A 25,219-nucleotide genomic window follows, 5' to 3' on the forward strand; every position below is an offset into this window, starting at 1 on the left:
GCGCAGTGAACATCACGCTTGGGCAGGCGCAGCCGTGCCCACCTGCATCAGACGTTGCCGGGTTTTCTGTGGGTCCATCCAGGCCAGCCCGATCAGCCCGGCAATCACCAGCACCGCGCCGCACACCAGAAAACCCTGGCCAAACCCTGCCGTGTGCCCGGCCCCGGCGCCCTGCACCAGCAAACCGGTGACCACCGGTGCCGACAGCCCGGCCAACGAGGCAATACCGTTGCCGATCGCCAGAATGCCGCCGCGCTGCCCGCTGGGCGTGAACTCCGCCAGCATGGCAGGCCCTACCGAGTACATCACCAGCGCCAGCCCGCCGCTGAACGTGAGGCTGACGATCCGCTCGACGTTGCTCAGACCAGGCAGGAACAACGCCGCTGACAGCATCCCGCTGGCGATCAGGCACACGGAAACGAACGCACCGCGCGACCAGCGTGTGGCAACCCCGGCACGCATCATTCGCTGTGACAGCCAGGCCATGAACAGGCTCAACGGCGTGGTAACCACCACGAACAGAACGAACACCTGGCCGGTCATGATCGGGTCGATACCCAGCCCGGTTTCCAGATAGCTCGGTACCCAGGTCAGGGTCAACGCCAAGGACCAGTTGGCGGCGAAGTGGCACAGGTAGTTGCCCAGTACCGTGCGGTCACCGAGCAGACGACGATAGGGAACAGAGGCCTGCCCTTCTTCAAGCTGGCCCGGGCGAATGCGGTCGAGGTTGCCCTCGCTGCCCAGCAGCCACCACAGCACACACCACACCGCGCCGATCACCGCCAGCACGATGAAGTTCATGCGCCAGCCGTAGTGCACACTGATCCATGGGATCATGGCACCCGCGACCAGCAGCCCCAGCGCACTGCCGGTATGCAACAGCGCCACGGGAAGGTTGCGACGGTCGTTGGGGAACCACTTGTACAAGGCATGTGTAGCCACCGGTGAGGCCGGCCCCTCGCCAATACCCAGCAGCACCCGGCAGGCGACGATCGCCCACAGCGAGCTGACGAACAACATGGGCAACTGGATAAGCGCCCAGAATGCGCCCATGCCCAGCAGCAGGGTGCGGGTTGGCCGCCGGTTGGCCATGAAGCCGCCTATCACCGCCGAGATGGCGAAGAACCAGTGCAGTGCGCCCCCTACCAAGCCGAACTCGGCAGGGGACAAGCCCAGTTCCTTGGACATCGGCACCGCCACCAGGCCGATGACCACCTTGTCCAGGAAGTTCACCAGCATCAACAGCGCCAGCAGTACCGCAATCATCCAGGCCGTGCCTGCACGCGCGGGGGTGTCAGTATGAGTCATGATGATCTCTCGTTCTTGTTATTGTCTGGAGAGCCCGGCCGCCACGGGCCGGGCATACCGCGTCATTGCTCAGGCATGAGCACGCCCTTGGCGATGGTGTTGCGCTGGATCTCGCTGGTTCCGGTGAGAATGCGCATCATACGTGTCGCGCGGAATATCCACTCCACCGGGTTGCCACGCAGCAGCCCGGCACCGCCGTGTATCTGCACCGCACGATCGGCGATGCGGAAGGCCGTCTCCGAAACGAACAGCTTGCACATCGGGGCCTGGGTGCGGATATTGCCGCCGGCATCATTCACCGCTGCCGTGGCGTAGACCATGCTGCGTGCAGCATGCAGCTCGGTGGCCATGTCGGCGATCATGTGGTTGATCGACTGGAACATGGCGATAGGCTGGCCGAACTGCTTGCGCGTACGGGCATAGTCGATCGAGAGGTTCAGGGCCAGGCCGGCCAGCCCCAGCAAGGTGGGGCAATGCAGCAGGCGATTGAGGGTGATGCGCCCCATCGCCAGCTTGAAACCCTGCCCTTGCTCACCGATGCGGTTGGCCGCCGGCACCCGTACGTCCTCAAGGATGATGTCGCCATGCGCACCACCGCCGGACATGACCGAATAATCGCTTTCAACCCTTACCCCCGGGGCACTCAGGTCGACGAAGAATGCAGAAATTCCTTGGGCACCGCGCCCGGGATCCGTCACTGCAAGCAGCACGGCGATGTCGGCATAGGGCGCACCTGAAATGTAGCGCTTGGCGCCGTTCAGCACATAGTGTTCACCTTCCCGCCGTGCGGAGGTCTTGATCGCCGTTGCATCAGAGCCGGCTTCGCTTTCAGTCAGGGCGAAGCACACGGCCTTTTCGGCACGGCACACCGGCTGCAGGAACGCCTCGATCTGGGTCGGGCTCGCCACCTTGAACAGATGGCCGATGCGGGGCGGCCCGGAAAGCTCACCGAGAATATGCGGCGCCAGCATCGAGCCGGTGAGCACCGTGGCTTCCTTGACCGCACACAGGTCTGACACGCTCAAACCGGCGCCACCTATCGCCTCGGGCAGCATGATGTTGTAGAAGCCCTGCTCGCACGAGCGCTGCCATACCTGCTGCAGCACCGCCCGCGGGTGCGGCTCCGCCCAACTGAGACCGGCTTGCTGTTCCAGGGGCAGGATTTCGTTTCGAACGAAGCCACTGATGGCCTCGATGATCTGTTGGGCCTTTTCGCTTGGCTGATACATGGTCGTTCCTCGTGTCAGATACGGCGTTCGCTGTTTTGCCAGTAGGCGTCACGGATCAGCCGGCGTACCACCTTGCCGTTGGGGTTTTTCGGCAGCTCGCTGACGAAGTCCACCGCACGTGGTTTCTTGAAGCCGGCCAGGGCCTGGGCGCAATGTTCGATGACGTCCTGCTCCTGCAGCACCATGCCCGGCTTGAGCACGATCACCGCCCGCACCGCTTCGCCCCACTGCTCGTCAGGCACCCCCACCACCGCCGCCTCGAACACCTGCGGCATGCTGTAGAGCACCTGCTCGACCTCGCTGGGGTAAATGTTGAAACCACCGGAAATGATCATTTCTTTCTTGCGGTCGACGATGAACACATACCCCTGCTCATCCACCGTGGCCAGGTCGCCAGTCAGGTAGTAGCCGTCGCGCATCACCTCGGCGGTGAGGTGGGGTGCGCGCCAGTAGCCCTGCATGATGTCCGGGCCCTTGACTACGATTTCGCCCACCTCTCCCGGCTGGACGTCCTGGAAGTGGTCGTTCACCACGCGCAGGTCGGTCTCGAAGTAGCAACGCCCGCACGAGGCCAGGCGCCGGTAGTCGCCGCCCTCGCACAGATGGTCCTGTTCGGTCAGGACGGTTACCAGCGAGCAGGTCTCGCCAGCACCGTAACCCTGGGCCAGGATCGGCCCGAACACCTCGATGGCCCGCTTCACCAGTGCTGGCGCCATCGGCGCGGCACCGTACATCACCAGGCGCAAGCTGCTCAGGTCGTAGCGCTCGACATCGGGGAAGTTGACCAGGCGATTGATCATGGCAGGTACCAGGAACAACCGGGTCACGCCTTCGCGCTGGATGGTCTCGAGCAACAGTTGGTCGTCGTAGCGCTCCAGCAGCAGGTTGCAGGCACCGACCGCCAGCAGTGGCATCAGCTGCATGCCGCTGGCATGGGTGATAGGGCCAACGTGGGCCATGACGTCGCCAGGGGCGGCGCGACGGGTGGGGCTGGCGAGGCTTTTGCGGATAAGCGCCTTGCGGTTGCCTACGCTGAGCATCGCAGCCTTGAGCACACCGGAGCTGCCAGAGGTGTAATGCAAAACGGCGAGGGCATCGTCAGGCAGGTCGCAGCTGATTGGCTGACTACTGCCTTGGGCCAACAGTGCTGCGTAGGTGATGTCACCGCCCCGCTCACCCAAGGTCACGATCAAGCGTAACGAAGGTACCTCCTGCCTGCGAGCCAGCAACGCCTGGGCGAGTTGCGCATCGGCGATCAGCGCGACACTGCAGGCGTCGTTGAGCACCTGAATCACTTCATCCGGTGCCAAACGCGCATTGACCGGTACCTTGACCAGGCCGGCCTTGTAGAAAGCCACTTCTGCTTCCACCAGTTCGGCGCGGTTGGACGCCAGGATGGCGACATGCTCGCCCATGGCGATGCCCTGTGCCAGCAAGGCCGAGGCCAGCTGGTTGGCCCGCTGTTCGAGCTGAGCGAAGGTCAGCCGGGTATGGCGGTCGATCACCGCCAAACGTTCAGGCCAGTATCTTGCACTTCGACTGGATAGGGTTCCTAGGTTCACGTTGTTGTTCTCGTCGACGGTTAAGACCAGGTCGATGCTAAACAGCGGGAAGCCGGGGCAAGTAATACCAGTTACGTATGCACGCCATAACAGATTGCGCTGGCACGGGTGCTTTGACGACCTGAGCCAAGGATGACACATCGCTTGCAAATGACACTTTGTGTCATTATGATCAACAACGTGTCCTGGCGTCGCCTCCGCGCCGATCAGTCATCCATACACTCCTCCCCTTGCAGGTACCGCCCATGACGACCACCATGCACACCCCCAAGGACCAGCTTGTCAAACTCGCCCAGCAACAGATGCTGACGGCGCTGGCCGACAACACCTACACCGCGCGACAAAAGCTCGCCCTCACCTGCCGTATCCTGTTCGACGGCGGCCACGACTCTGGCCTGGCCGGGCAGATCACTGCGCGCGCGCAGGAACCTGGCACCTACTACACCCAACAACTGGGGCTTGGCTTCGACGAAATTGCCGCCTCCAACCTGCTGGTAGTGGACGAAGACCTGACGGTGCTGCAAGGCCGTGGCATGGCCAACCCGGCCAACCGCTTCCACAGCTGGCTGTACCGCGCCCGCCCCGACGTCAACTGCATCATCCACACCCACCCGCTGCACAGCGCCGCCTTGTCGATGCTGGAAGTTCCGCTGGCCATCTCGCACATGGACCTGTGCCCACTGTTCGACGACTGTGCATTCCTCAAGGAATGGCCCGGTGTGCCGGTGGGCAACGAAGAAGGCGAAATCATCGCGAAGGCGATTGGCGACAAGCGCGCAATCCTGCTTTCCCATCATGGCCTGCTGATCGCTGGCCGTTCGATCGAGGAAGCCTGCGTGCTCGCCCTGCTGTTCGAGCGCGCAGCAAAGATGCAACTGCTGGCCATGGGCGCCGGTGACATCCGCCCCATCCCCGAAGCACTGGGCAAAGAAGCCCACGACTGGATTTCCACCCCCAAACGTCACGGCGCCGCCTTCAGCTACTACGCGCGCCGTGCCTTGCGTGCCCATGGCGACTGCCTGGGCTGATCGAAGCTGTACTCTTTCCTCAACAACGGCAAAGGTGCCTGGTCATGTCTACATCTGTAATTCGCGGCGTTATCGGCTACACCATCACCCCCTTCACGGCAGACGGCACACTCGACCTGGATGCCCTGGGCACGTCCATCGATAGCCTGATCGCAGACGGCGTGCACGCCATCGCGCCGCTGGGCAGCACCGGCGAAGGGGCCTACCTGTCCGATAACGAATGGGAAACCGTGGTGCGCTTCAGCCAGGCACGCATTGCCGGGCGCGTACCCAGCGTGGTCAGCGTCTCCGACCTGACCACCGCCCGCACCGTGCAGCGTGCCCGCCTGGCACAGGCCTGCGGCGCTACGGCGGTGATGGTGCTACCCATCTCTTACTGGAAACTCACCGAAGCCGAAGTGGTCGCCCACTACAAGGCGGTCGGCGCCGCCATCGACATTCCGATCATGCTCTACAACAACCCGGGCACCAGCGGCACCGACCTGTCGGTGGAGCTGATCCTGCGTATCCTCGGCGAGGTGCCCAACGTGACCATGGTCAAGGAAAGCACCGGTGACATCCAGCGCATGCACCGCCTGTTCAAGGCTACGGATGGGCAGGTGGCGTTCTACAACGGTTGCAACCCGCTGACCCTGGAAGCCTTGGTGGCCGGTGCCACGGGCTGGTGTACCGCCGCGCCCAACCTGATCCCGGCACTCAACCTGGCGCTGTGGGACGCCGTACAACAAGGCGATCTGGCCGAAGCCCGTGCGTTGTTCTATCGCCAGTACGAACTGCTGGAATACATCACCCGCCGTGGCCTGCCGACCACCATCAAGGCCGGCCTGAAAATGCTCGGCCAGGATGTCGGCGACCCACGCCTGCCCCTGCAGCCACTGGATGCGCAAGGCAGCAACCACCTGAAAAGCCTGCTGGTGGCGCTGACCAACTGACGCACAAAACTGCCCGGCAGCCTGTCGCTGTCGGGCAGCCTTTTTCTTCAGAAACAGCCTTTTGCAGCGAAGGGGCCAATGACGCTGCAGTCGCATTACCCCTTCGCCACACAAAACTGCTCCTCATCTGACCATTCCCAGAGGCAACCATGGACGCGCCTGCACAAAGCTCTGCTACCCCACTGAGGCTGACAGACATCCTTCACCCGGTGATTGCCGGACTCGTTTCGGTGATCGTCAACTACGGCGGCACGTTCATCCTGGTGTTCCAGGCAGCCAAAGTGGCCGGGCTGAGCCCGGAACTGACGTCATCGTGGGTCTGGGCGGTGTCGATTGGCGTCGGCCTCAGCGGCCTGGCACTGTCCTGGTACACCCGCGAGCCGGTCATCACAGCCTGGTCCACGCCAGCCGCCGCGTTCCTGGTCACCGCGCTTGCCAGCGTGCCCTACAGCGAGGCCATAGGTGCCTACCTGCTGTCGGCCGCCGGCTTCGTGGTGCTGGGGCTTAGCGGGTGCTTCGAGCGCCTGGTGCGCGTCGTGCCCGGCGGCATTGCCGCCGGCCTGCTGGCCGGCATCCTGCTGCAGTTCGGCATCGGTGCCTTTGCCAGCCTGTCGGTCGACCCCGCCCTCGCCGGGCTGCTGATTGCAGCCTATGTGGCCTTCAAACGCTTCACCGCCCGTTACGCCGTGGTCGCCATACTGCTGCTGGGCCTGGGCTACCTGTTGCTGCAGGGGCAAGTGGGCCTGACGACGTTGCGGCTGGAATTCGCCTCACCGGTTTTCACCGCGCCCACCTTCTCCCTCAACGCGGCCCTCAGCGTGGCCCTACCCTTGTTCCTGATCACCCTCACCGGCCAGTACATGCCCGGCATGCTGGTGCTGCGCAACGATGGTTTCAAGACCAGCGCCAACCCGATTGTCGCCGTCACCGGCATCGGCTCGTTGCTGATGGCGCCCTTCGGTTCACACGCGTTCAACATCGCCGCCATCACCGCGGCCATCTGCACCGGCAAGGAAGCCCATGAAAACCCGGACAAGCGCTGGGTAGCGGGCATCGCTGCCGGTGTCTGCTACATCCTGGTCGGGGTGTTCGGCGTCACGCTCGCGAGTGTCTTCATGGCCCTGCCGGGCACCTTTATCACCACCCTGGCGGGCCTTGCCCTGCTGGGTACCATCGGCGCCAGCCTGGCCAGCGCCATGGCCGATGCCCGCTCACGCGAGTCAGCACTGATCACCTTCCTGGCGGCGGCGGCCAACATCAGCCTGTTGGGCATTGGCGGGGCTTTCTGGGGCCTGGTCATTGGTCTGCTGGCCCATGTTGTACTCAACGGCCGCCTCCCCGGTTTGAGGGGCGCCTCCCGCTAAGCGGGCTTTCCACCATCCTGCCGTGCGCCAGGGGCGCACGCTGTTCAACAGGTATCGACATGCCCCACCCTGGCCCCAAGCTGCTGACCCAAATTGCTGCCGTGCATTTCGTCAGCCATGTGCACATCATGCTGATCCCGGCGCTACTGCCGGTGCTGCCCGGCCTGCTGGGCGTGGGCTTCGTAGAGCTCGGCGTAGCCCTGGCAGTGTTCAACATCGTCTCCGCGCTGGTGCAGGCCCCGCTGGGTTACGCCGTCGACCACTACGGTGCACGTAAAATGCTCAAGGCCGGGCTGCTGTTGGGCAGCCTCAGCTTTGTGCTGCTGGCGGCCAGCCCCGGTTACGCGGTATTGCTGGTGGCGATGGCCATGGCTGGCCTGGCCAATGGTGTGTATCACCCGGCCGACTATGCGCTGCTGGCCAACGGCATCGAGCCAGCACGCCTGGGGCGGTCGTTCTCTATTCATACCTTTGCCGGCTTCCTCGGTTCGGCCGTTACACCTGCAGTATTCCTCGGCATCGCCGCAGCGTTCGGCACGCGGGCAGCCCTGGCGGCGGGCGCGGTATTCGGGGTAGCCGCGCTGCTGCTGATATCGATACCCGGCAGCGGCGTGTACCGGGTCGCCAGGCCTGCCAACCCACAAGGCGCAGGCCCGGCCGCAGCAACAGGCCGCGTACGCTTGTTCACCCCCATGATCGGCGTGCTGACGGTGCTGTTCATCCTGCTCAACCTGAGCACCAGTGCCATCGAGAAATTCTCCGTGGCCGCCCTGGTCCAGGGCCAAGGCCTGACGCTGGCCTGGGCCAACGCCGCGCTCACCGCTTTCCTGCTGAGCAGCGCAGCCGGCGTGCTGTGCGGGGGCGCTTTGGCCGACCGTACCCGCCGCCATGGCCTGGTGGCGGCACTGGCCTTCGCGCTGGCGGCTGCGCTGACCGCACTGGTGGCGCTGGGGCTGCTGCAGGGCTGGGCGTTGGTGGTCGTACTGGGTGCCATCGGCTTGCTCACCGGGGTCATCGCCCCATCACGGGACATGCTGGTCAAGGCGGCGGCGCCACCCGGGGCCGAGGGCAAAACCTTCGGCCTGGTGTCGACCGGGTTCAACGTCGGCGGGGCCATCGGGCCGGTGGCATTCGGCTGGATGCTCGATCAGCGCCTGCCCAACGGGATTTTCATCGCATCGGTGGTATTCATGCTGCTGACAGTGCTGCTGACCCTGGCACAGGAGACGTATTCAGCCAAGAGACGCGCGACAGAACAGTTGGCGCGCGCCCAGTAGGACCCGGTGCAGCATTGCCAGGCCACGATCAATCATTCATTGCGCCGGGTTGGCATGCATCACTCGCCCGCCTGCCCCCGGCCGATTGACGAACAACACATCCAGCACACTGTTGCGCAAGCCCTTCAGTGCATTCCAGTTCGCTGACGCATGCACGTATCTGTCGCGCAACAGCCGCTGTTCTTCCTCGCTCAACCCCACCTGGCCAGTTTCCCCCAAGGCAAAGGCATGCAATTTGCGGCTGATACCCGACAACTCATCCGGCAGCCAATGCTCAGCCTGCGCCCCCAACGGCGCAAACGGCACGCCAGCGCGCACCGCCAACGCCCGCATCACGCTCAAGTACACCCGGGACAGGTGCCCCGCCACTTGCCGCTCCCGGTACACCGCCGCATAGACCTGCTTTTGCGCCTCGTCCCGCCGCCCACCGGCAATCGGCTCCTCCCAGGTCATCACGCGCGGCCTGGGTTCGCCCATGTCGGCAAACGCCGAAGCCAGCAAGGCACTCACCTTGGCATGTACGCGGCACTGCTCGACGCACATGCCTGCGGGCACCCGCTGGGACTGCGGCTTGCACAGCAACACCTGCTCCAGGAGGGTCTCCGGGTAACCACCACCAATGTTCGAGTGCACGCCCGGCAGCACGATGTCGTGGCCACTGCGCACCAGCGGGAAGTTATGCCGCCGCTCGTCCTCGGCCACCAACTGCACCACGTGCCGGGCAATATCCGCACCCAGGCCCAGGCGCAGGCCGCCGTGGCGGTCGTCTGCAGGGTCGAAGTCACCCTGTAGGGGCGCGACGATTGCCGCCACGGTGTCGAACAGGCCAATAAAGTTGATCGAGGTTTCGCACGCCACCGACAACAGCCCGCCCGCGCCATCGTGCAGCAGGTTGGCCAGATGCCGCACCGCTGCCGCGCCGCGGCTGAAACCGAAAAGGTCGAACTCGACCCCTTCCAGCGTTGCCTGCGGATGCGCCCGGCGCCACGCCTGCAGTTGCTCGGCCATCCCCTGCAACGCCTCGGCCACCCGCGCCTCGGCACCCGTGCGCCCATGCCCGGTGGCCGAGGCGTAGACATGGTCGGCTTCACCCGCCAACGTGCCCACGCCTTCCACATAGCGCTTCAAGAACGCCTGGGCCCCGTCGGCACTGACCGCATCAGCCGGATACAGCGCATGCAACAGGGCCACATTGCTCAAGGCGTTGCCATAGCTGCCGCCTTTGTCCTCCTGCTCACCCACCGTCGTGGCATTGTGCAGGTTGTTACCGGTGCCATCGAAGAACACGCCAAAACGCAGGGTGACCGGCGTAAGGTTTGGCGTGCTGCCGCTGCTCATTTTCATCATCGTGCCTTCTGCTTGTCCAAAAAGCACAAGCAGGCGCCAGCACGCCGTCACGGAACATCAGGCAATGGCCAGCCATACGTGGGACATTTCTTTACCCGCATGCCCGACTGCAACGATAAATTTACCCGCCGCCATTGGTCGCCGCCCCCCCGGATAGATTAAAGTATCACCCCTTGCCAAGGCTGCTGCCTCACGCCGCCTCAGGCCCCCTACCAGGAACCGTCGCCGATGGAACACCGTGAAGCGCTGATCGCGCTGCGCACTTTTCTTTCTACCCAGATCCTAGGCCAGGAAAAACTGGTCGAACGGCTGTTGATCGTGCTGCTGGCCGACGGCCACATGCTGGTCGAAGGGGCACCTGGCCTGGCCAAGACCAAAGCCATCAAAGAACTCGCAGAAGGCATCGAAGCGCAGTTCCATCGCATCCAGTTCACCCCCGACCTGCTCCCGGCCGACATCACCGGCACGGAGATTTACCGCCCGGAAACCGGCAGCTTCGTGTTCCAGCAGGGGCCTATCTTCCATAACCTGGTGCTGGCCGACGAAATCAACCGCGCGCCGGCCAAGGTGCAGTCGGCGCTGCTCGAAGCCATGGCCGAGCGCCAGGTCAGCGTGGGCCGCAGCACCTACGACCTGTCGCCGCTGTTTCTGGTCATGGCCACGCAGAACCCGATCGAGCAGGAAGGCACCTACCCGCTGCCCGAAGCCCAGCTCGACCGCTTCCTGATGCATGTAAAAATCGGTTTCCCCGATGCCGCCGTAGAGCGGCGTATCCTGGCGCAGGCCCGGGGTGAAGCTCTGGGCGGCGAAACCAAGCCTGAGCGCCGGGTCAGCCAGCAGGCCATCTTCGCCGCGCGCAAGGAAATCCTTGGCCTGTACATGGCCGACGCAGTGGAGGAATACCTGGTGCAACTGGTCATGGCCACCCGCACTCCGGCCAAGTTCGACACCGAGCTGGCCGACTGGATTGCCTACGGTGCCAGCCCGCGTGGTTCCATCTCGCTGGACCGCTGCGCGCGTGCCCATGCCTGGCTGGCCGGGCGCGACTTCGTCAGCCCCGAAGACATCCAGGCCGTGCTGTTCGATGTACTGCGCCACCGTATCATCCTCTCGTTCGAGGCCGAGGCGGCAGGGATCGACCAGGACCGCGTGATCCAGCGCATCCTCGACGTCGTCGCCGTTGCCTGAGCCCATGCCCACTGCGCAGCTGGCCGAACATGGCATCCGCATTGGCCTTGCCGATCTGATCGACATGCGCCACCGCGTGCGCGAAATCCAGCTGTTTTCCAAGCCCGGCCAACGCAGCCCGCTGGTTGGCCTGCACCATTCGAGGCTGCGCGGGCGCGGCGTCGACTTCGACCAGGTGCGCGTTTACCAGGCCGGCGATGATGTGCGCAACATCGACTGGCGTGTCACTGCGCGGACCCAGGAGCCGCACACCAAGCTGTTCCACGAAGAACGCGAGCGGCCGATCTTCATCCTCGTCGAACAAAGCCAAAGGCTTTTCTTCGGCTCGGGGCTGATGTTCAAGTCCGTTTTGGCGGCCCAGGCGGCGGCGCTGTTCGGCTGGGCAGCGCTGGGCCACAACGACCGCATCGGTGGCCTGGTGTTCGGCGACAACGAACACCACGAAGTCAAACCCCGGCGCAGCAAACAGAGCCTGCTGCAACTGCTCAACCGCTTGGCAAAGGTCAACCAGTCACTGCACACCGAAGCCGTACCGGGGGCCGATAGCCTCGGCCTGGCCCTGCGCCGCGCCCGCGAAGTGCTGCGTCCCGGCAGCCTGGCCATCGTGATCTGCGATGAACGCTCGCTCAGCGCCCAGGTGGAACAGCACCTGGCCATGCTCTCACGGCATTGCGACCTGCTGTTGCTGCCGGTATCCGACCCGCTCGACCACGCGTTGCCCGCCGCCGGCCTGCTGCGCTTCGCTCAGCGCAGCGCCCAGCTGGAGCTAGACACCCTCGACGCCAACCTGCGCCAGGCGTACCGCCAGCAGGCTGAAGCCCGTATCGAGCGCTGGGAGCTGATGGCGCAAAAGCTGAGGGTGGTACTGATGCCACTGAGCACGCAAAGCGAAATGGTCGAACAACTGCGCGAGTACCTGAGCGCCCAACGGCCACGGAGCGCGTCATGAACCCGCTCGACCAGTTGCACCCACTGATCGCCCCGGCACCGGTCAGCCTGTGGCCACCCGCACCGGGCTGGTGGCTGCTGCTGGCCGTCCTGCCGCTACTGGGCTGGGGCCTGTGGCGGCTGCGCCGCTGGCGCCCGGGCAAACGCCGCATCGTGCGCGCCGAACAACCCCTGGACCCGGTGCGCCTGGAGGCCTTGGCCGAGCTGGCCCGCCTGCCACGCCCGTATGACGGTGCCCCGGCTGGCGCCTGGCTGCAACAGATCAACGCCCTGCTCAAACGCCTGTGCCGCAACCACTACCCAGGCGCCAACAGCCACACCCTCAACGGCCGCCAGTGGCTGGCCTTTCTCGACAACCGCTGCCCGGCCGCCGGCCTGACCCGCTGGATGGTACTGGTCGAAGGCGCCTATAAACCCGAGTGCAAGCTCGATGACAAGGCCATCGCCGGGCTCAGCCAAGCCGTCGAAACCTGGATCCGCAAGCATGTTTGAACTGGCCTGGCCGTGGGTCTTCGCCCTGTTGCCGCTGCCATGGCTGGCGCGCCTGCTGCTGCCCGCAGCCGACAGCGGTGAACCGGTGCTCAAGGTGGGTTTCCTCAACGAGCTGGAAGGCCTGGCCGGGCGCCGCGCACGGCTCAACCTGCCCACCTTGCGCCAGCAGGCACCGTTCGTCGTCATCTGGCTGTTGCTGCTGTGCGCCGCAGCTCGCCCGCAATGGCTGGGCGAACCGGTGCCGATCGCCGCCAGCGGCCGCGACCTGCTGGTAGCGGTGGATGTGTCCGGGTCGATGGACTTCCCCGACATGCAGTGGAAGAACGAGGACATCAGCCGCCTCGACCTGGTCAAGGCGCTGATGGGAGACTTCCTGCAAGACCGTGAAGGCGACCGCGTGGGCCTGATCCTGTTCGGCAGCCAGGCCTACCTGCAGGCGCCGCTCACCTTTGACCGGCGTACCGTGCGCACCTTCCTCATTGAGGCGCAGATCGGTATCGCCGGCAAGAACACCGCCATCGGCGACGCCATTGGCCTGGCGGTCAAACGCCTGCGCGAACGCCCGGCACAAAGCCGGGTGCTGGTGCTGATCACCGACGGTGCCAACAACGGCGGTCAGATTCACCCGCTGACAGCCGCCCGCCTGGCGGCCCAGGAAGGCGTGCGCATCTACACCATCGGTATCGGCGCCAACCCCGAAGCCAGTGGCACCCCAGGCCTGCTCGGCCTCAACCCGAGCCTGGACCTGGACGAAGCCGCACTCAAGGAAATTGCCGACATCACCCATGGCGCCTACTTCCGCGCCCATGACGGCGCCGAACTGGACGCTATCGGCGATACCCTCGACCAACTGGAGCCCGTGGCCCAGCAACCGACCCAGGCACGCACAGCCCAGGCCCTGTACGCCTGGCCCCTGGCGCTGGCACTGCTGCTCAGCGTGCTGCTGGTGGTGGCCGTGCAGTGGCCCGACAACCTGTTGCAGCGCTTGCTGCGCAAGCCGCGCTTCCTGCAGCCGCACCCGGAATGGCGCCAACGCTTGAAACGCCTGCGTTTAAGGAGGCGGCGATGATCGACTTGTGGCCCCAATGGCTGCGTCCGCTCTGGCTGCTGGCGGTGCCGGTGCTCGGCTGGCTGCTGTACAAGCTGTGGCACCGGCGCAAACGCGCCGGGCGCTGGCAGATGATTCTGCCGCCAGCCTTCCATGGCGTACTGCTGGGTGGCGGCAGCGGCAGCACCAGCAAACTACCGTGGGTGGCATTGGGCCTTGCCTGGTTACTGGTGATCCTGGCACTGCTCGGGCCCAGCTGGCAGCGGCTGGAAGAAAGCCATCAGCGCCCGGCCGACCCCCTGGTGATCCTGCTCGAACTGACCCCGCAAATGCTCGCCGAGGACAGCCCGCCCAACCGCCTGGAACAGGCGCGGCGCAAGATCCTCGACCTGCTTGAACACCGCCGCGACAGCCAGACGGCGCTGGTGGTGTATGCCGGCTCCGCGCACACCCTGGTGCCGCTGTCTGACGACCTGGCCACCACCCGCAATTTGCTCGAGGCCATCGACCCGTCGATCATGCCAAAACCCGGCCAGCGTGCCGACCTGGCTGTGCAAAAAGGCCTGGCGCTGCTGGCCCAGAGCGGCCTCGGCCAAGGCCGCCTGCTGCTGGTAGGCTCGGCGCTCAGCGACGCCGAGCGCCAAGGCATCACCCAGGCCCTCGGCCGCCAGGGCCCCAGCCTGCTGATGCTGGGCATCGGCAGCCGCGAAGGCGCCCCTGTGCGCCAGGCCAATGGCGAATACCTTAAAGACGACCAGGGCGGCATCCTCTTGCCTCGCCTGGACAGTGCCAGCCTGAAAGGTTTTATCAGCGGCACGGGTGGTCGCTACCGGCACGCCCGCATCGACGACCTCGACCTGCGTGGCCTGGGCCTGTTCGACAACCCGCGGAGCGGGCGCAATGACGGCCAGACCCTGCAACTGGACAGCTGGGCCGACCAAGGTTACTGGCTGCTGATTCCGTTGTTGCTGCTGGCCGCCTGCGCAGGCCGGCGCGGCTGGCTGTTCTGCCTGCCACTGCTGCTGGCATTGCCGCAGCCCGGCCACGCTTTCGAGTTCAACGACCTGTGGCTGCGCCCCGACCAGCAAGGCCAGAAGCTGCTGGAGCAAAACCGCCCGGCCAGCGCTGCGCGTCACTTCCAGAACCCGCAATGGCGCGGCATGGCCCTGTACCAGGCCGGCGACTACGCCGGTGCTGCCGAGGCATTTTCCCAAGGCGACACAGCAGCAGCCCACTACAATCGGGGCAATGCCCTGGCCCATGGTGGCGAGCTGGAAGCCGCCCTGGATGCGTACGAACAAGCCCTGGAGCGCCAGCCCGACCTGCAAGCCGCGCTGGACAACCAGGCGCTGGTGCAGCAACTGCTGCAGCAACGTGAAGCCAAGGCCGAGGAACAGCCACCCGGCAACGATGCCCAAGACACGCCCGGCAGCGAAACCGAAGGCAACAGCAGCTCGGCCAGCAGCCCGGCCCAAGGCACACCCGGCAACGACCAACAGGCCAGCCCCGAACAACCCGGCGAAAGCAGCAGCAACAGCCAGGCCGCCCCCGGCAACCAGGCCGGGGGCGACGACAGCGTCATCCAGCCGCCCCAGCGCCCAGTGTCGACCAGCCTCGACGGCGAACAGCGCCAAGCCCTGGAACAATGGCTGCGGGAAATCCCCGACAACCCGGCAGAGCTGCTGCGACGCAAATTCTGGTATGAACAGCAATTGCATCAGGAAAAATCACGATGAGTCGCTTCGGCGTCTTTCTCCTCACCCTGCTGTGGGCCGTGCTGGCCCAGGCCGAGCCGCTGCTGCAGGCCAGTGTCGACCGCACCCGCCTGGAAGCTGGCGAAAGCCTGGAACTGACCCTGGAAAGCCAGGACGTCACCCAGTTCGGCAAGCCCGACCTGCGCGCCCTGGAAGGTGACTTCGAAGTGCGGGGCACGCGCCAGCTGAACAGCCTGCACACCCTCGACGGCGAAACCCGCGCCAGCACCCGCTGGATCATTACCCTGCTGCCACGGCGCAGCGGTAGCCTGCGCATCCCCGAGCTGCAACTGGGCCAGTCGCACAGCCAGGCCATCGAACTGCAAGTGCTGCAGGCCGATGCCAGCCGCCAGGAAAACGCTCAGGTATTCATCGAAGCGACCCTCGACAACCACGACGTCTATGTCCAGGCCCAAGCCGTGCTGACCCTGCGCATCTATCACTCGGTCGCGCTGTACGACGACAGCAGCCTCAGCCCCCTGCAACTGGAGAACGCCAAGGTCGAGCCGCTGGGCGAGTCGCGCACGTATGAAAAGGAAATCAACGGCGTGCGTCATGGCGTGATCGAAACCCGCTATGCGGTGTATGCCCAGCAAAGCGGTACCCTCGACATCCCGCCGCTGACATTCACCGCCACGGCAGCCGCCAGCAACGACGCAGCAACGCAGGCCAATGGCGCGGCCCGCGCCGGCCATCAGGTCCAGGTCAGCTCGCTGCCCTTGCGCCTTAACGTACGGCCGATTCCGGCAGCCTGGCCGGCTGGCTTGCCGTGGTTGCCAACCAGCAGCCTGACCCTGGAAGAGCACTGGAGCCCCGACCCCGGCAGCCAGCAGGTGCAGATTGGCGACTCGCTGACGCGCAGCATCACCTTGCGTGCCGAAGGCTTGTCCAGCACCCAACTGCCACCGCTGCCGGCCACAGAAATCATCGGCCTGCGCCGCTACCCAGACCAACCGCTGCTGCGCAACGAAATCAGCGAACGGGGCATGACCGCCAACCGCGAAGAGCGCGAGGCCCTGGTGCCGACCCACAGCGGCACGCTGGCCTTGCCGGCGCTGGAAGTGGCCTGGTGGAACACCCGCGAAGACCACCTGGAACACAGCAGCCTGCCGGCACGCACGCTGAACGTGCAGGACAACCCGGCACTGAGCGCCGACACCCCGGTGGGCGACAACAGCAGCGCCAGCACCCTGCTGTGGCCCTGGCAGCTGTCCACACTGGTGTTCGCCCTGACCACCGTGCTGGGCTTTGCCCTGTGGTGGCGCGCCCGGTCGCGGCCAGCGGTGCTGCGCACGGCGCAGAACGGGCCAAGCCCACGCACCTTGCTGGACGACCTCAAGCGCGCGTGCCAGGCCAACGACCCTCAGGCTACGCGCCAGGCGCTGGATGCCTGGGCCCGGCAACAACCGGAAACCCTGGCCGAGATGGCGGCGCGCTTCGTACCGTTGTCGGATGCGCTGGATGGTTTGAACGGGGCGTTGTACAGCGAGAGCGGGCAGTATTGGCAGGGGGAGGATTTGTGGCGGGCGATTGGTACCATTCCGCCAGCTGAGCAGGTATTGCTGCCGGCGGGTGAGAACGGCAGTTTGCCGCCGCTCTACCCCAAGTGATGCGCAGTGGCTGGTTGCGAATTTTCAGCTCATGGCCGCCCCTGACAATACTTGCCGAATGTACCAGCCGAGTCAGATGAACCGCTGCCCCTCGAACGGGTTCCAGCTCTGCTGCCCTTTGGCCTGCTTCAGGTAATAGGCCCGGTTGGTCAGGAAGCTGTACAAAAACGCAAACCCCATGCTGATACCGTTATCCAGAGGACGCGGGATTTCGCTGCCCGTCGCGACCTCATAGACGCTCAGCAGCAGCCCGATGCCGATGATGATGGCCAGCATGACCAGGTTCTTCTTCCACAGCCCCAGCACGAACCAATAGATCGGGCCGAAGAAAAAGGCTATGAAATTGTTGTTGATCAGCAACTTCTTCCCGAACGGCAAGGCGCGGAATGCGGCTTTGTATGACTCGGAGGTGGGGGCGCCGTACTGATCGAAGAAGGCGAAACGCTCCCGCCATTTTGGCTTGAGGTTATCCGGGGAAGATTGGGTCTGAGGGATGCCTTCCATTGGTGACTCCTGTGATTGTCGTCCGTGGGTTTCGAATAGCCGTGATCATGGCCGTTTCGGAGGGTAAATCAGCATACTTTTGAGGGCAAGCTTGATCCCTGGTGCAAAGCGAGAGCCAGCTCACAGAACGTTCAAGGCGGAAGTGGCCGAGCGTGTGCTCGATGCTTTGCCGCGACATGTCCGTGGGGCAAACCGAGATGCGCGACACCCTGCTATCAATGTCAGCTTTTCATGGAACCAACGTGGCAACCCGCGTCAACGCCTGGAGTCGCAGGACGCTACTGCGATAAGCCAATGCCATCCATGAACAAGGGGTTCAATGCGCGGGCTTGCCTGCAGGACAACCAGCACCGTGCGCCCATGAGATCAAGCGCTGAACTTTCGGGCCGCACAGCGGCCCCGTGCATGGGTTACCATACCGCCCTTGCGCAACACCCATCACCCAAGCCAAGCCCTCGCTTGCTCGACTCGACACCAACAGGTCATCCATGCGTCTGTTTCATACCTCCGACTGGCACCTGGGCCAAAGCCTGCACGGCCAGGAACGCGATTTCGAACACGCCTGCTTCCTCGACTGGCTGCTCGGCCAGCTACACCTGCGCCAGCCGGATGCGCTGCTGATTGCGGGCGACATCTTCGACACCGTCAACCCGCCCGTCAAAGCCCAGGAACGCCTCTACGACTTCATCGTCCAGGCCCACGAGCAGCAGCCCAAGCTGGACATCGTGATGATCGCCGGCAACCACGACTCCGGTTCGCGCATCGAGCTGCCCGCCGCGCTCATGCGCCGCCTGCGCACCCATGCCCTGGGCCGTGTGCACTGGCTGGACGAGGGCCAGCTGGATGCCGAGCGCCTGCTGATTCCGCTGACCAACGGCCGTGGCAAGGTGGCCGCCTGGTGCCTGGCCCTGCCGTTCCTGCGCCCGGCCGAAGTGACCGGCCCGCAGTTGGGTGACGACTACCTGCAAGGCATCACCCAGGTGCACCAGCAACTGATCGCCGCCGCGCAGAAGAAGCGCAAGAAAGACCAGGCGCTGATTGCCATCAGCCATGCTCACATGGCAGGTGGCGCGGTGTCGGAAGACTCCGAACGCAGCCTGATCATCGGCAACGCCGAGGCGCTGCCGGCCAAGCTGTTCGACAAGGCTATCAGCTACGTCGCCCTGGGCCACCTGCACAAGCCGCAGAAGGTCAACCGCGAAGAACGCATCCGCTACAGCGGCTCGCCAATCCCGCTGTCGTTCGCCGAAATCAACTACCCGCACCAGGTCCTGGAAGTGGAGTTGGACGGCAACGGCCTGGTCAGCGTCGAGCCACGCCCCGTACCACGCGCCGTGGCCCTGCAACGGGTGGGCCCGGCACCGCTGGGCGAGCTGTTGCAGCAACTGGCCGACCTGCCAGTGATCGACCTGCTTGAAGACCCCAACCGCCAGCCCTGGCTGGAGGTGCGGGTGATGCTCGACGAGCCGCAACCCGACCTGCGCCAGCAGATCGAAACCGCGCTTGAAGGCAAGGCGGTACGGTTGATCCGCATCAGCGCCGAATACGCTGGCCGCAACAACGCCGAAGACGATGGCCTGGCCTTTGTCGAGCTGGCCCAGATGACCCCGCAAGACCTGTTCAGTCGCGCCTGGGAGCAAGCCTACGGCAACCCCGCCGACGAGCAGACCCTGGCCGACTTCGCCCTGCTGTTGCAGGACGTGCTGCAGGAGGAGGAACAGCCATGAAAATTCTCGCCATCCGCCTGAAGAACCTGGCATCGCTGGCCGGTCCGATCGACATCGATTTCACCGCAGAACCGTTGGCCAGCGCTGGCCTGTTCGCCATCACCGGGCCTACCGGCGCCGGCAAGAGCACCCTGCTCGACGCCCTGTGCCTGGCGCTGTTTGGCACCGTGCCGCGCCTCAATGACATTGGCCGTGAGGCCAAGGTGCCAGACGCCGACGGCGAAATCCCCACTTCCGACCCGCGCAACCTGCTGCGCCGTGGCACCGGCAGCGGTTTTGCCGAGGTCGATTTCGTCGGCATCGACGGCCGCCGCTACCGCGCCCGCTGGGAAGCCAACCGTGCCCGCGACAAGGCCAACGGCAAACTGCAGCACAGCCGCCAGAGCTTCTACGACCTCGACAGCGAGCAGGTGCTCGGCAGTGGCAAGAACGAATACAAGCAACTGGTCGAAGCCCGCCTGGGCCTGAACTTCGAACAGTTCACCCGTGCGGTGATGCTGGCCCAGAGCGAGTTCGGCGCGTTCCTCAAGGCCGATGACAAAGACCGCAGCGAGCTGCTGGAAAAGCTCACCAACACTGCCATCTACACCCGCCTGGGCCAGCGTGCCTTCAGCAAGGCACGCGAAGCCAGCGAGGCACACAACGCCCTGAAAGAACGCGCCAGCCACCTGCTGCCGATGGCTGCCGAGGCCCGTGCCGAGCTCGACCAGCGCCTGGAGCAGGCGCAGCAGCAGTTCAAGACCGACCAGGCCGGCGAGCGTCAGCTGGAGAAGCAACGCAGTTGGCTGAATGAGCAACGCCAGCTACAGGCCCAACACACCGAAGCCAGCACCACGCTGCAGGCCGCCGAACTGGACTGGCAACAGCTGGCCGAACCACGCCTGGACCTGGTACGCCTGGAGCGCCTGGCCCCACAGCGTCACCAGTTCCACCGCCGACAGGCACTGAGCGCACAGCTGGCGCCAGTGGCGGCAAAAATTGCCGAGCAGCAACAGCAACAAGCCGAACTGCAGGTGCGTACCCGCGAGCTCGAACAGGCGCTGGACCATGCGCGCCAAGCGCTTGCCGACCGCCAGGCCCAGCACGTCGAGAACGCGCCGCGCCTGCGCCAGGCTTTTGCCGCGCAGGACAGTCTGGCACGCCTGGACCAGGAACTGGCCGCCGAGCGCAACATCAGCCAGCAGGCGCAACAGCAGCTCGCTGACGGCCAGCAGCAACTGCAGCAGCTGGAAGACAACCAGCAGCGCAGCGTGCAGCAACTGGCGCAGATCGAAACCGCGCTTGCCGACAGCCAGCACCTGGCGGGCCTGGCCAATGCCTGGCACGCCTACCTGCCGCAACTGAAGCAGGTAATGCTGATCGGTGGCCGCCTGACCAAGGGCCGAGAAGAGTTACCCGGCCTGCAGGCCCAGGCCAGCCAGGCCAATGCGCACCTGCAGGCCGAGCGCGACGCCTACGACCTGTTGTTCCGTGAAGCCAAGGCCGAACCCCAGGCCCTTGCCGAGCAGATCGACCTGCTCGGCGGCATGCTGCAGGACAACCGCAAACAGCAGCGCGCCGTAGAGGAAATGTCACGCCTGCACGGCCGTGAACAGGAGCTGCGCCAGCAGCTGGACGCCCTGCGTGAACGGCAGCAGCAGGCCATGCTGCAACGCCAGCAACTGATTACCGAAGGCACTGCCGCCAAGGCCGAGCTGGAGGCCGCCGAACAGGCGTTGGTCCTCACCCGTCAACTGCTGGAACGGCAACGCCTGGCACGCAACACCAGCGTCGAAGAACTGCGTGGACAATTGCGTGACGGCGAACCCTGCCCGGTCTGTGGCAGCGCCGAACACCCGTTCCATCAGCCAGAAGCGCTGCTGCAGAGCCTGGGTCGCCATGACCAGGCCGAAGAGCACGCCGCGCAGAAACAGGTCGAAACCCTCAACAGCAAGCTGGTGGAGCTGCGTACCCAACTGGGGGTGGTCAACGCCCAGCTCAAGGACTCCCAGCAGCAACAGCAGCAACTGGGTGAACAGTTGCAACCGCTGGTGGCTCAGGTGCAGGCACACAGCCTGTGGCCAGCCCTCGCCCCGCAGGACGACAAGGCCCGTAGCACCTGGCTCGACGGCCAGCTACGTCGCCTGGATGAAGAAATCAGCCAGGACGAGAAACGCCAGAGCGCCCTGCTGGCTCTGCAAAAAGACGCCGCCCGCCTGAACCAGCAATTGCAGGCGGCCTACGACGCCCAGCAACAGGCCCAGCGCCATCTGGAGCAACAGCACCAGGCCCTGGCCAACGATGAGCAGCAGTTGCAGCAAGGCCTTGACGACCTGGCCGGCGTCTTGCCCAAGGAAGCCCTCAAGGCCCTGAACGAAGACCCGGCCAATGCCTTCCTCGCCCTCGACCAGCAGATTGCCCAGCGCCTGCAGCAACTGGACCAGCGCAAGGACGAACTGGAAGAACAGCAAGCCCGCCAAACCCAGCTGGACAAGCTGCGTGATCAACAACAGACGCGCCTGCAAGGCCAGCAGCAGTTGCAGCAGAAACTGGCCGCCCTCGACGAGCAACGCCAGCAAGCCCTGGCCTCACTCGGCGAACTGCTCGGCGAACATGCCAGCGCCGAAGCCTGGCAACAGCACATGGACACCGCGCTGGAACACGCCCGCGCCCTTGACGCCGACACCGCCCAGCGCCTGCAGGAGCTGCGCACCCAGGGTGTACAACTGGCCAGCGAACTCAAGGCCAATGCCCAGCAGCAACAGGCGCTGGAAAGCGAGTGCCAGCAATTGCAGGGCCAGATCGCGCAATGGCGCAGCGAGCATCCGGAGCTGGACGACGCCGGGCTGGATCGCCTGCTGGCCATGGATGACGCCCAGGTGAATGAGCTGCGTCAGCGTGTTCAAGGTGCCGAGAAGGCCATCGAACAAGGCCGCGTGCTGCTGCAGGAACGTGAGCAGCGCCTGCAACAACACGCCGCACAAATGACCGTGGACACCTCGGCCGAAGCCCTGGAGCAGGCCCTGGCCGAACTGCGCGGGCGCCTGGCCAACCATGAGCAGCAGTGCGCCGAACTGCGCGCGCAACAGGCCGACGACCAGCGCCGGCAGCAGGCCCACCAGGCGCTGACGGCAGAAATCGAACAGGCCCACCAGCAGTGGCAACGCTGGGCCCGCCTCAATGCCCTGATCGGTTCGGCCTCGGGCGATGTGTTCCGCAAGATCGCCCAGGGCTACAACCTCGACCTGCTGCTGCACCACGCCAACGCCCAACTGCGTCAGCTGGCCCGCCGCTACCGCCTGAAGCGCGGCGGCAGTGCCCTTGGCCTGCTGGTGCTGGACACCGAGATGGGCGACGAACTGCGTTCGGTGCACTCGTTGTCGGGCGGGGAAACCTTCCTGGTGTCGCTGGCCCTGGCCCTGGGCCTGGCGTCGATGGCTTCCAGCACCCTGCGTATCGAATCGTTGTTCATCGACGAAGGCTTCGGCAGCCTCGACCCCGAGTCACTGCAGTTGGCAATGGACGCCCTCGACGGCTTGCAAGCCCAGGGCCGCAAAGTGGCGGTGATTTCCCACGTACAGGAAATGCACGAGCGCATCCCGGTACAGATCCAGGTGCGGCGTCAGGGTAATGGCCTGAGTCACGTGGAGGTGTGCGGGTGATCCTCTACTCGTTCCGCCGCTGCCCGTGGGCCATGCGTGCGCGCCTGGCCCTGCGCTATGCCGGCTGCGAGGTGGAGATCTGCGAAGTGGCGATGAAGAACAAGCCGGCAGAGCTGCTGGCCTTGTCGCCCAAGGGCACGGTACCGGTGCTGGACACCGGTGCCGGGGTACTGGAAGAGAGCCTGGACATCATGCGCTGGGCGCTGACGCAAAACGACCCGCAGGACTGGCGGCTACAGGCCAACCCTGTGGCTGCACAGCAGGCTGAAACGCTGATTGCGCGCAATGACACCACGTTCAAGGCGCACGTGAACCTGTACAAGTATGCCGAACGTTACCCGGAGCATTCCCGCGAACATTACCGCCAGCAGGCCGAGGCCTGGCTGGCGGAGCTAGAAGGCCTGCTGGCGGGCCAGCCCTACCTGCTGGCCGACCACCCGAGCATGGCCGATGCCGCGTTGCTGCCTCTGATGCGCCAGTTTGCCGGGGTCGAACCGCAGTGGTTCGCCGAGGCGGCTTATCCGCGGGTGCGGAGCTGGCTGGAGGGGTGGCTGGCTTCGGAGCTGTTCAAAGCGATCATGGTTCGCTGAACAGGGTGGAAATTTGGCCAGCAGGGCCGGCCCTTTCGCGGGTGAACCCGCTCCTACGACGGCCTGTGTCCACCACCATCTGTGTGTAGGTGCGGGTTTACCCGCGAATACGGTGGCGGCGGCAACAGTGAACGGCGCGTGAAAATTGGCCAGCAGGCCCGGCCCTTTCGCGGGTAAATCCACTTCTTGCACGGTGTGTCTGGCCAGTTCACCTATGAGCGAACCCTCCCAACCTCTTAATCGATGAACTTCAGGTCCGAAGGCGCGTCCTGCGCCATGGTCTGCACGGTCTCCCCCAACTTGCCAGTCAAGAGATCACGGCGCATGACCACGATCTGGTTGCTCTTCTGGTTGGCTACCAGCAGGAAATTGCCGCTAGGGTCCAGGGCAAATTCGCGGGGGTGATCGCCTTCCACGGAGCGGCGCTGCACGAACGTCAACTGGCCGTCATTCTTGCCAACCGCGAACACCAGGATTTCATTCGCCGTGCCACGGTTGCTCACGTACAGGAAGCGGCCGTCCGCCGACAGGTGCAGGCCTCCCGCTGCCTTGGCCGCTGCATCCTGCTGCTCGGTCAGCGGCAGGCGTTGACGCTCAAGCAAAGCAGCGTCCTCGACGTCGAACATCACCACTTCGCCACTCATCTCCAACGTCAGGTAAGCATGCTGGCCCTTGGCGTCGAACAGCAGGTGACGGGGCCCACTGCCTGGCGGCAAGGCCACCGAGGCCGGGATTGCCGGGCTCAACGGCTTGTCCACACTGGCGCCGTCGTAGCGGTAGATGAATACCTTGTCCGCGCCCAGGTCGCAGGCATAGACATGCTGGCCATCGGGCGACAGCACCAGTGCATGCACATGGGCACCGGCCTGGCGCTCGGGGTTGACGCCACTCGCCTTGTGCCGGGCCTGTTGCACCGCGGGCTCGAGTTTGCCGTCCCTGGCCACCGGGATGACCACCAGGCTGCCGCCGGGGTCAGGCTTGACCGCGTAGTTGGCCACGAACAGATAACGCTGGTCACGACTGAGGCTGGCGTGAGTCGGTTCGTCACCTTGGGTGACCATCTGGTTGAGCGGCTTGATTTCGCCCTTGGTGCTGACGCTGAAACTACTGGCATGGCCACCCGGGGTTTCATTGACCACGAACAGCTGACGCTGGTCGGCCGACAGCACAAGCCAGGAAGGGTTGACGTTCTTGACCACTTGTCGCGGTGTGGGGTCGATGCGGCCGGCCTTGTCGTCGAACTGGTAGCGGTAGATACCCTGGCTGGCGCCATCGGTGTAGCTGCCCACCAGCAACGTCGAGGCGTGGGCGTGGATAGTCAGGCTCATCAGGCTAGCGGTCAGCAGGTTAGTCCAGGTGCGGTTCATCTTGCTCATCATCCGGGGCGCGAAAGGCACTCATACAGACTAGTCGATGCGCGCCGTTGGCATCGTCGAGTTGCCACTCGTCTCCGGTGGCGATGGCGGCAGCGATTTGCTCAGGCGTGAACGACCAGCGGCGCAATTGGCGGCCGTCCATGCATTCGACAGTGAGGCCGGCTTCATCGGCGGTGAAGTCGAAGGCGTGCAGGCCGTCGATCAGAAGCATATCGCAGGCCTGCAGGGCGGTAGCGAGGGGGGACATAGGGGTACCAATCTGAAATGGATTGGCAGTATAACCTTGGGGCCGCA

Annotated in this window: 20 protein-coding genes; 13 read left to right on the forward strand and 7 right to left on the reverse strand. The window is 64.8% G+C overall.

The window, feature by feature from the left end:
• Positions 1–12: 12 nt before the first annotated feature.
• From ACF8RA_RS04525 to ACF8RA_RS04535, 3 genes are all read right to left on the reverse strand, one after another.
• Positions 13–1,266 (reverse strand): MFS transporter, encoded by a 1,254-nt coding sequence (locus ACF8RA_RS04525; protein ID WP_392518838.1) that lies wholly within the window; start codon positions 1,264–1,266, stop codon positions 13–15.
• Positions 1,267–1,370: 104 nt separating this feature from the next.
• A complete protein-coding gene (locus tag ACF8RA_RS04530; protein ID WP_020191767.1) occupies positions 1,371–2,537 on the reverse strand; it encodes an acyl-CoA dehydrogenase family protein in 1,167 nt (388 codons plus the stop codon).
• Between the two features lie 14 nt (positions 2,538–2,551).
• A complete protein-coding gene (locus ACF8RA_RS04535; protein WP_176684470.1) occupies positions 2,552–4,099 on the reverse strand; it encodes an AMP-binding protein in 1,548 nt (515 codons plus the stop codon).
• A gap of 245 nt (positions 4,100–4,344) precedes the next feature.
• On the opposite strand from ACF8RA_RS04535, the gene ACF8RA_RS04540 reads away from it, so the two are divergent.
• From ACF8RA_RS04540 to ACF8RA_RS04555, 4 genes are all read left to right on the forward strand, one after another.
• Positions 4,345–5,127 carry an aldolase gene (locus ACF8RA_RS04540; protein ID WP_021784050.1) on the forward strand — a complete coding sequence of 261 codons (783 nt, stop codon included), beginning with the start codon at positions 4,345–4,347 and terminating at the stop codon, positions 5,125–5,127.
• Between the two features lie 44 nt (positions 5,128–5,171).
• Positions 5,172–6,059: a dihydrodipicolinate synthase family protein gene (locus tag ACF8RA_RS04545; protein ID WP_392514772.1), complete on the forward strand. Its 888-nt coding sequence runs from the start codon at positions 5,172–5,174 to the stop codon at positions 6,057–6,059.
• A gap of 149 nt (positions 6,060–6,208) precedes the next feature.
• Complete coding sequence (locus ACF8RA_RS04550; protein WP_392514774.1) at positions 6,209–7,423, forward strand: benzoate/H(+) symporter BenE family transporter; 1,215 nt, start codon at positions 6,209–6,211, stop codon at positions 7,421–7,423.
• 59 nt (positions 7,424–7,482) lie between these two features.
• Positions 7,483–8,700, forward strand: a complete 1,218-nt coding sequence (locus tag ACF8RA_RS04555; RefSeq protein ID WP_339444099.1) for an MFS transporter — start codon at positions 7,483–7,485, stop codon at positions 8,698–8,700.
• Positions 8,701–8,736: 36 nt separating this feature from the next.
• Here the strand turns inward: ACF8RA_RS04555 and ACF8RA_RS04560 are convergent, their stop codons facing one another.
• Positions 8,737–10,047, reverse strand: coding sequence for a T6SS phospholipase effector Tle1-like catalytic domain-containing protein (locus ACF8RA_RS04560; protein WP_392514778.1), 1,311 nt, complete (start codon positions 10,045–10,047; stop codon positions 8,737–8,739).
• A gap of 228 nt (positions 10,048–10,275) precedes the next feature.
• Here ACF8RA_RS04560 and ACF8RA_RS04565 point away from each other — a divergent pair, with 228 nt between their 5' ends.
• From ACF8RA_RS04565 to ACF8RA_RS04590, 6 genes are read left to right on the forward strand one after another with little or no spacing between them, the layout of a single operon-like run.
• The gene (locus ACF8RA_RS04565) at positions 10,276–11,235 is read left to right on the forward strand and encodes a MoxR family ATPase (protein WP_176684475.1); all 960 of its coding nucleotides are present in this window, start codon (positions 10,276–10,278) and stop codon (positions 11,233–11,235) included.
• Positions 11,236–11,239: 4 nt separating this feature from the next.
• On the forward strand, positions 11,240–12,184 hold the full coding sequence (locus tag ACF8RA_RS04570; protein WP_176684476.1) for a DUF58 domain-containing protein: 945 nt from the start codon (positions 11,240–11,242) through the stop codon (positions 12,182–12,184).
• Complete coding sequence (locus ACF8RA_RS04575) at positions 12,181–12,675, forward strand: DUF4381 domain-containing protein (protein ID WP_003247240.1); 495 nt, start codon at positions 12,181–12,183, stop codon at positions 12,673–12,675. The genes ACF8RA_RS04570 and ACF8RA_RS04575 overlap by 4 nt, the downstream gene beginning before the upstream one ends.
• Complete coding sequence (locus ACF8RA_RS04580) at positions 12,668–13,744, forward strand: VWA domain-containing protein (RefSeq protein WP_176684477.1); 1,077 nt, start codon at positions 12,668–12,670, stop codon at positions 13,742–13,744. The genes ACF8RA_RS04575 and ACF8RA_RS04580 overlap by 8 nt, the downstream gene beginning before the upstream one ends.
• Entirely contained in the window at positions 13,741–15,459 is a 1,719-nt protein-coding gene (locus ACF8RA_RS04585) for a tetratricopeptide repeat protein (protein WP_392518831.1), read from the forward strand. Before ACF8RA_RS04580 ends, ACF8RA_RS04585 begins: the two co-directional genes overlap by 4 nt.
• Positions 15,456–17,087: a BatD family protein gene (locus ACF8RA_RS04590; protein WP_392518832.1), complete on the forward strand. Its 1,632-nt coding sequence runs from the start codon at positions 15,456–15,458 to the stop codon at positions 17,085–17,087. The genes ACF8RA_RS04585 and ACF8RA_RS04590 overlap by 4 nt, the downstream gene beginning before the upstream one ends.
• A gap of 72 nt (positions 17,088–17,159) precedes the next feature.
• Here ACF8RA_RS04590 and ACF8RA_RS04595 read toward each other — a convergent pair whose 3' ends face one another.
• Positions 17,160–17,591 (reverse strand): DUF2628 domain-containing protein, encoded by a 432-nt coding sequence (locus ACF8RA_RS04595; RefSeq protein WP_003247236.1) that lies wholly within the window; start codon positions 17,589–17,591, stop codon positions 17,160–17,162.
• 488 nt (positions 17,592–18,079) lie between these two features.
• Between ACF8RA_RS04595 and ACF8RA_RS04600 the strand changes: the two genes are divergently transcribed.
• From ACF8RA_RS04600 to ACF8RA_RS04610, 3 genes are read left to right on the forward strand one after another with little or no spacing between them, the layout of a single operon-like run.
• A complete protein-coding gene (locus tag ACF8RA_RS04600; RefSeq protein WP_176684480.1) occupies positions 18,080–19,318 on the forward strand; it encodes an exonuclease SbcCD subunit D C-terminal domain-containing protein in 1,239 nt (412 codons plus the stop codon).
• Entirely contained in the window at positions 19,315–22,959 is a 3,645-nt protein-coding gene (locus tag ACF8RA_RS04605; RefSeq protein WP_392518833.1) for an AAA family ATPase, read from the forward strand. Before ACF8RA_RS04600 ends, ACF8RA_RS04605 begins: the two co-directional genes overlap by 4 nt.
• Entirely contained in the window at positions 22,956–23,549 is a 594-nt protein-coding gene (locus ACF8RA_RS04610; protein WP_392461003.1) for a glutathione S-transferase, read from the forward strand. The genes ACF8RA_RS04605 and ACF8RA_RS04610 overlap by 4 nt, the downstream gene beginning before the upstream one ends.
• Positions 23,550–23,785: 236 nt before the next feature.
• On the opposite strand, the gene ACF8RA_RS04615 is transcribed toward ACF8RA_RS04610, so the two are convergent.
• The gene (locus ACF8RA_RS04615) at positions 23,786–24,916 is read right to left on the reverse strand and encodes a lactonase family protein (protein WP_256122363.1); all 1,131 of its coding nucleotides are present in this window, start codon (positions 24,914–24,916) and stop codon (positions 23,786–23,788) included.
• Complete coding sequence (locus ACF8RA_RS04620) at positions 24,897–25,172, reverse strand: DUF5629 family protein (RefSeq protein WP_176684484.1); 276 nt, start codon at positions 25,170–25,172, stop codon at positions 24,897–24,899. Before ACF8RA_RS04620 ends, ACF8RA_RS04615 begins: the two co-directional genes overlap by 20 nt.
• Positions 25,173–25,219 lie beyond the last annotated feature (47 nt).

Origin of the sequence: Pseudomonas sp. FYR_5 (assembly GCF_043106315.1) — a bacterium.
Taxonomy (GTDB): domain Bacteria; phylum Pseudomonadota; class Gammaproteobacteria; order Pseudomonadales; family Pseudomonadaceae; genus Aquipseudomonas; species Aquipseudomonas putida_Y.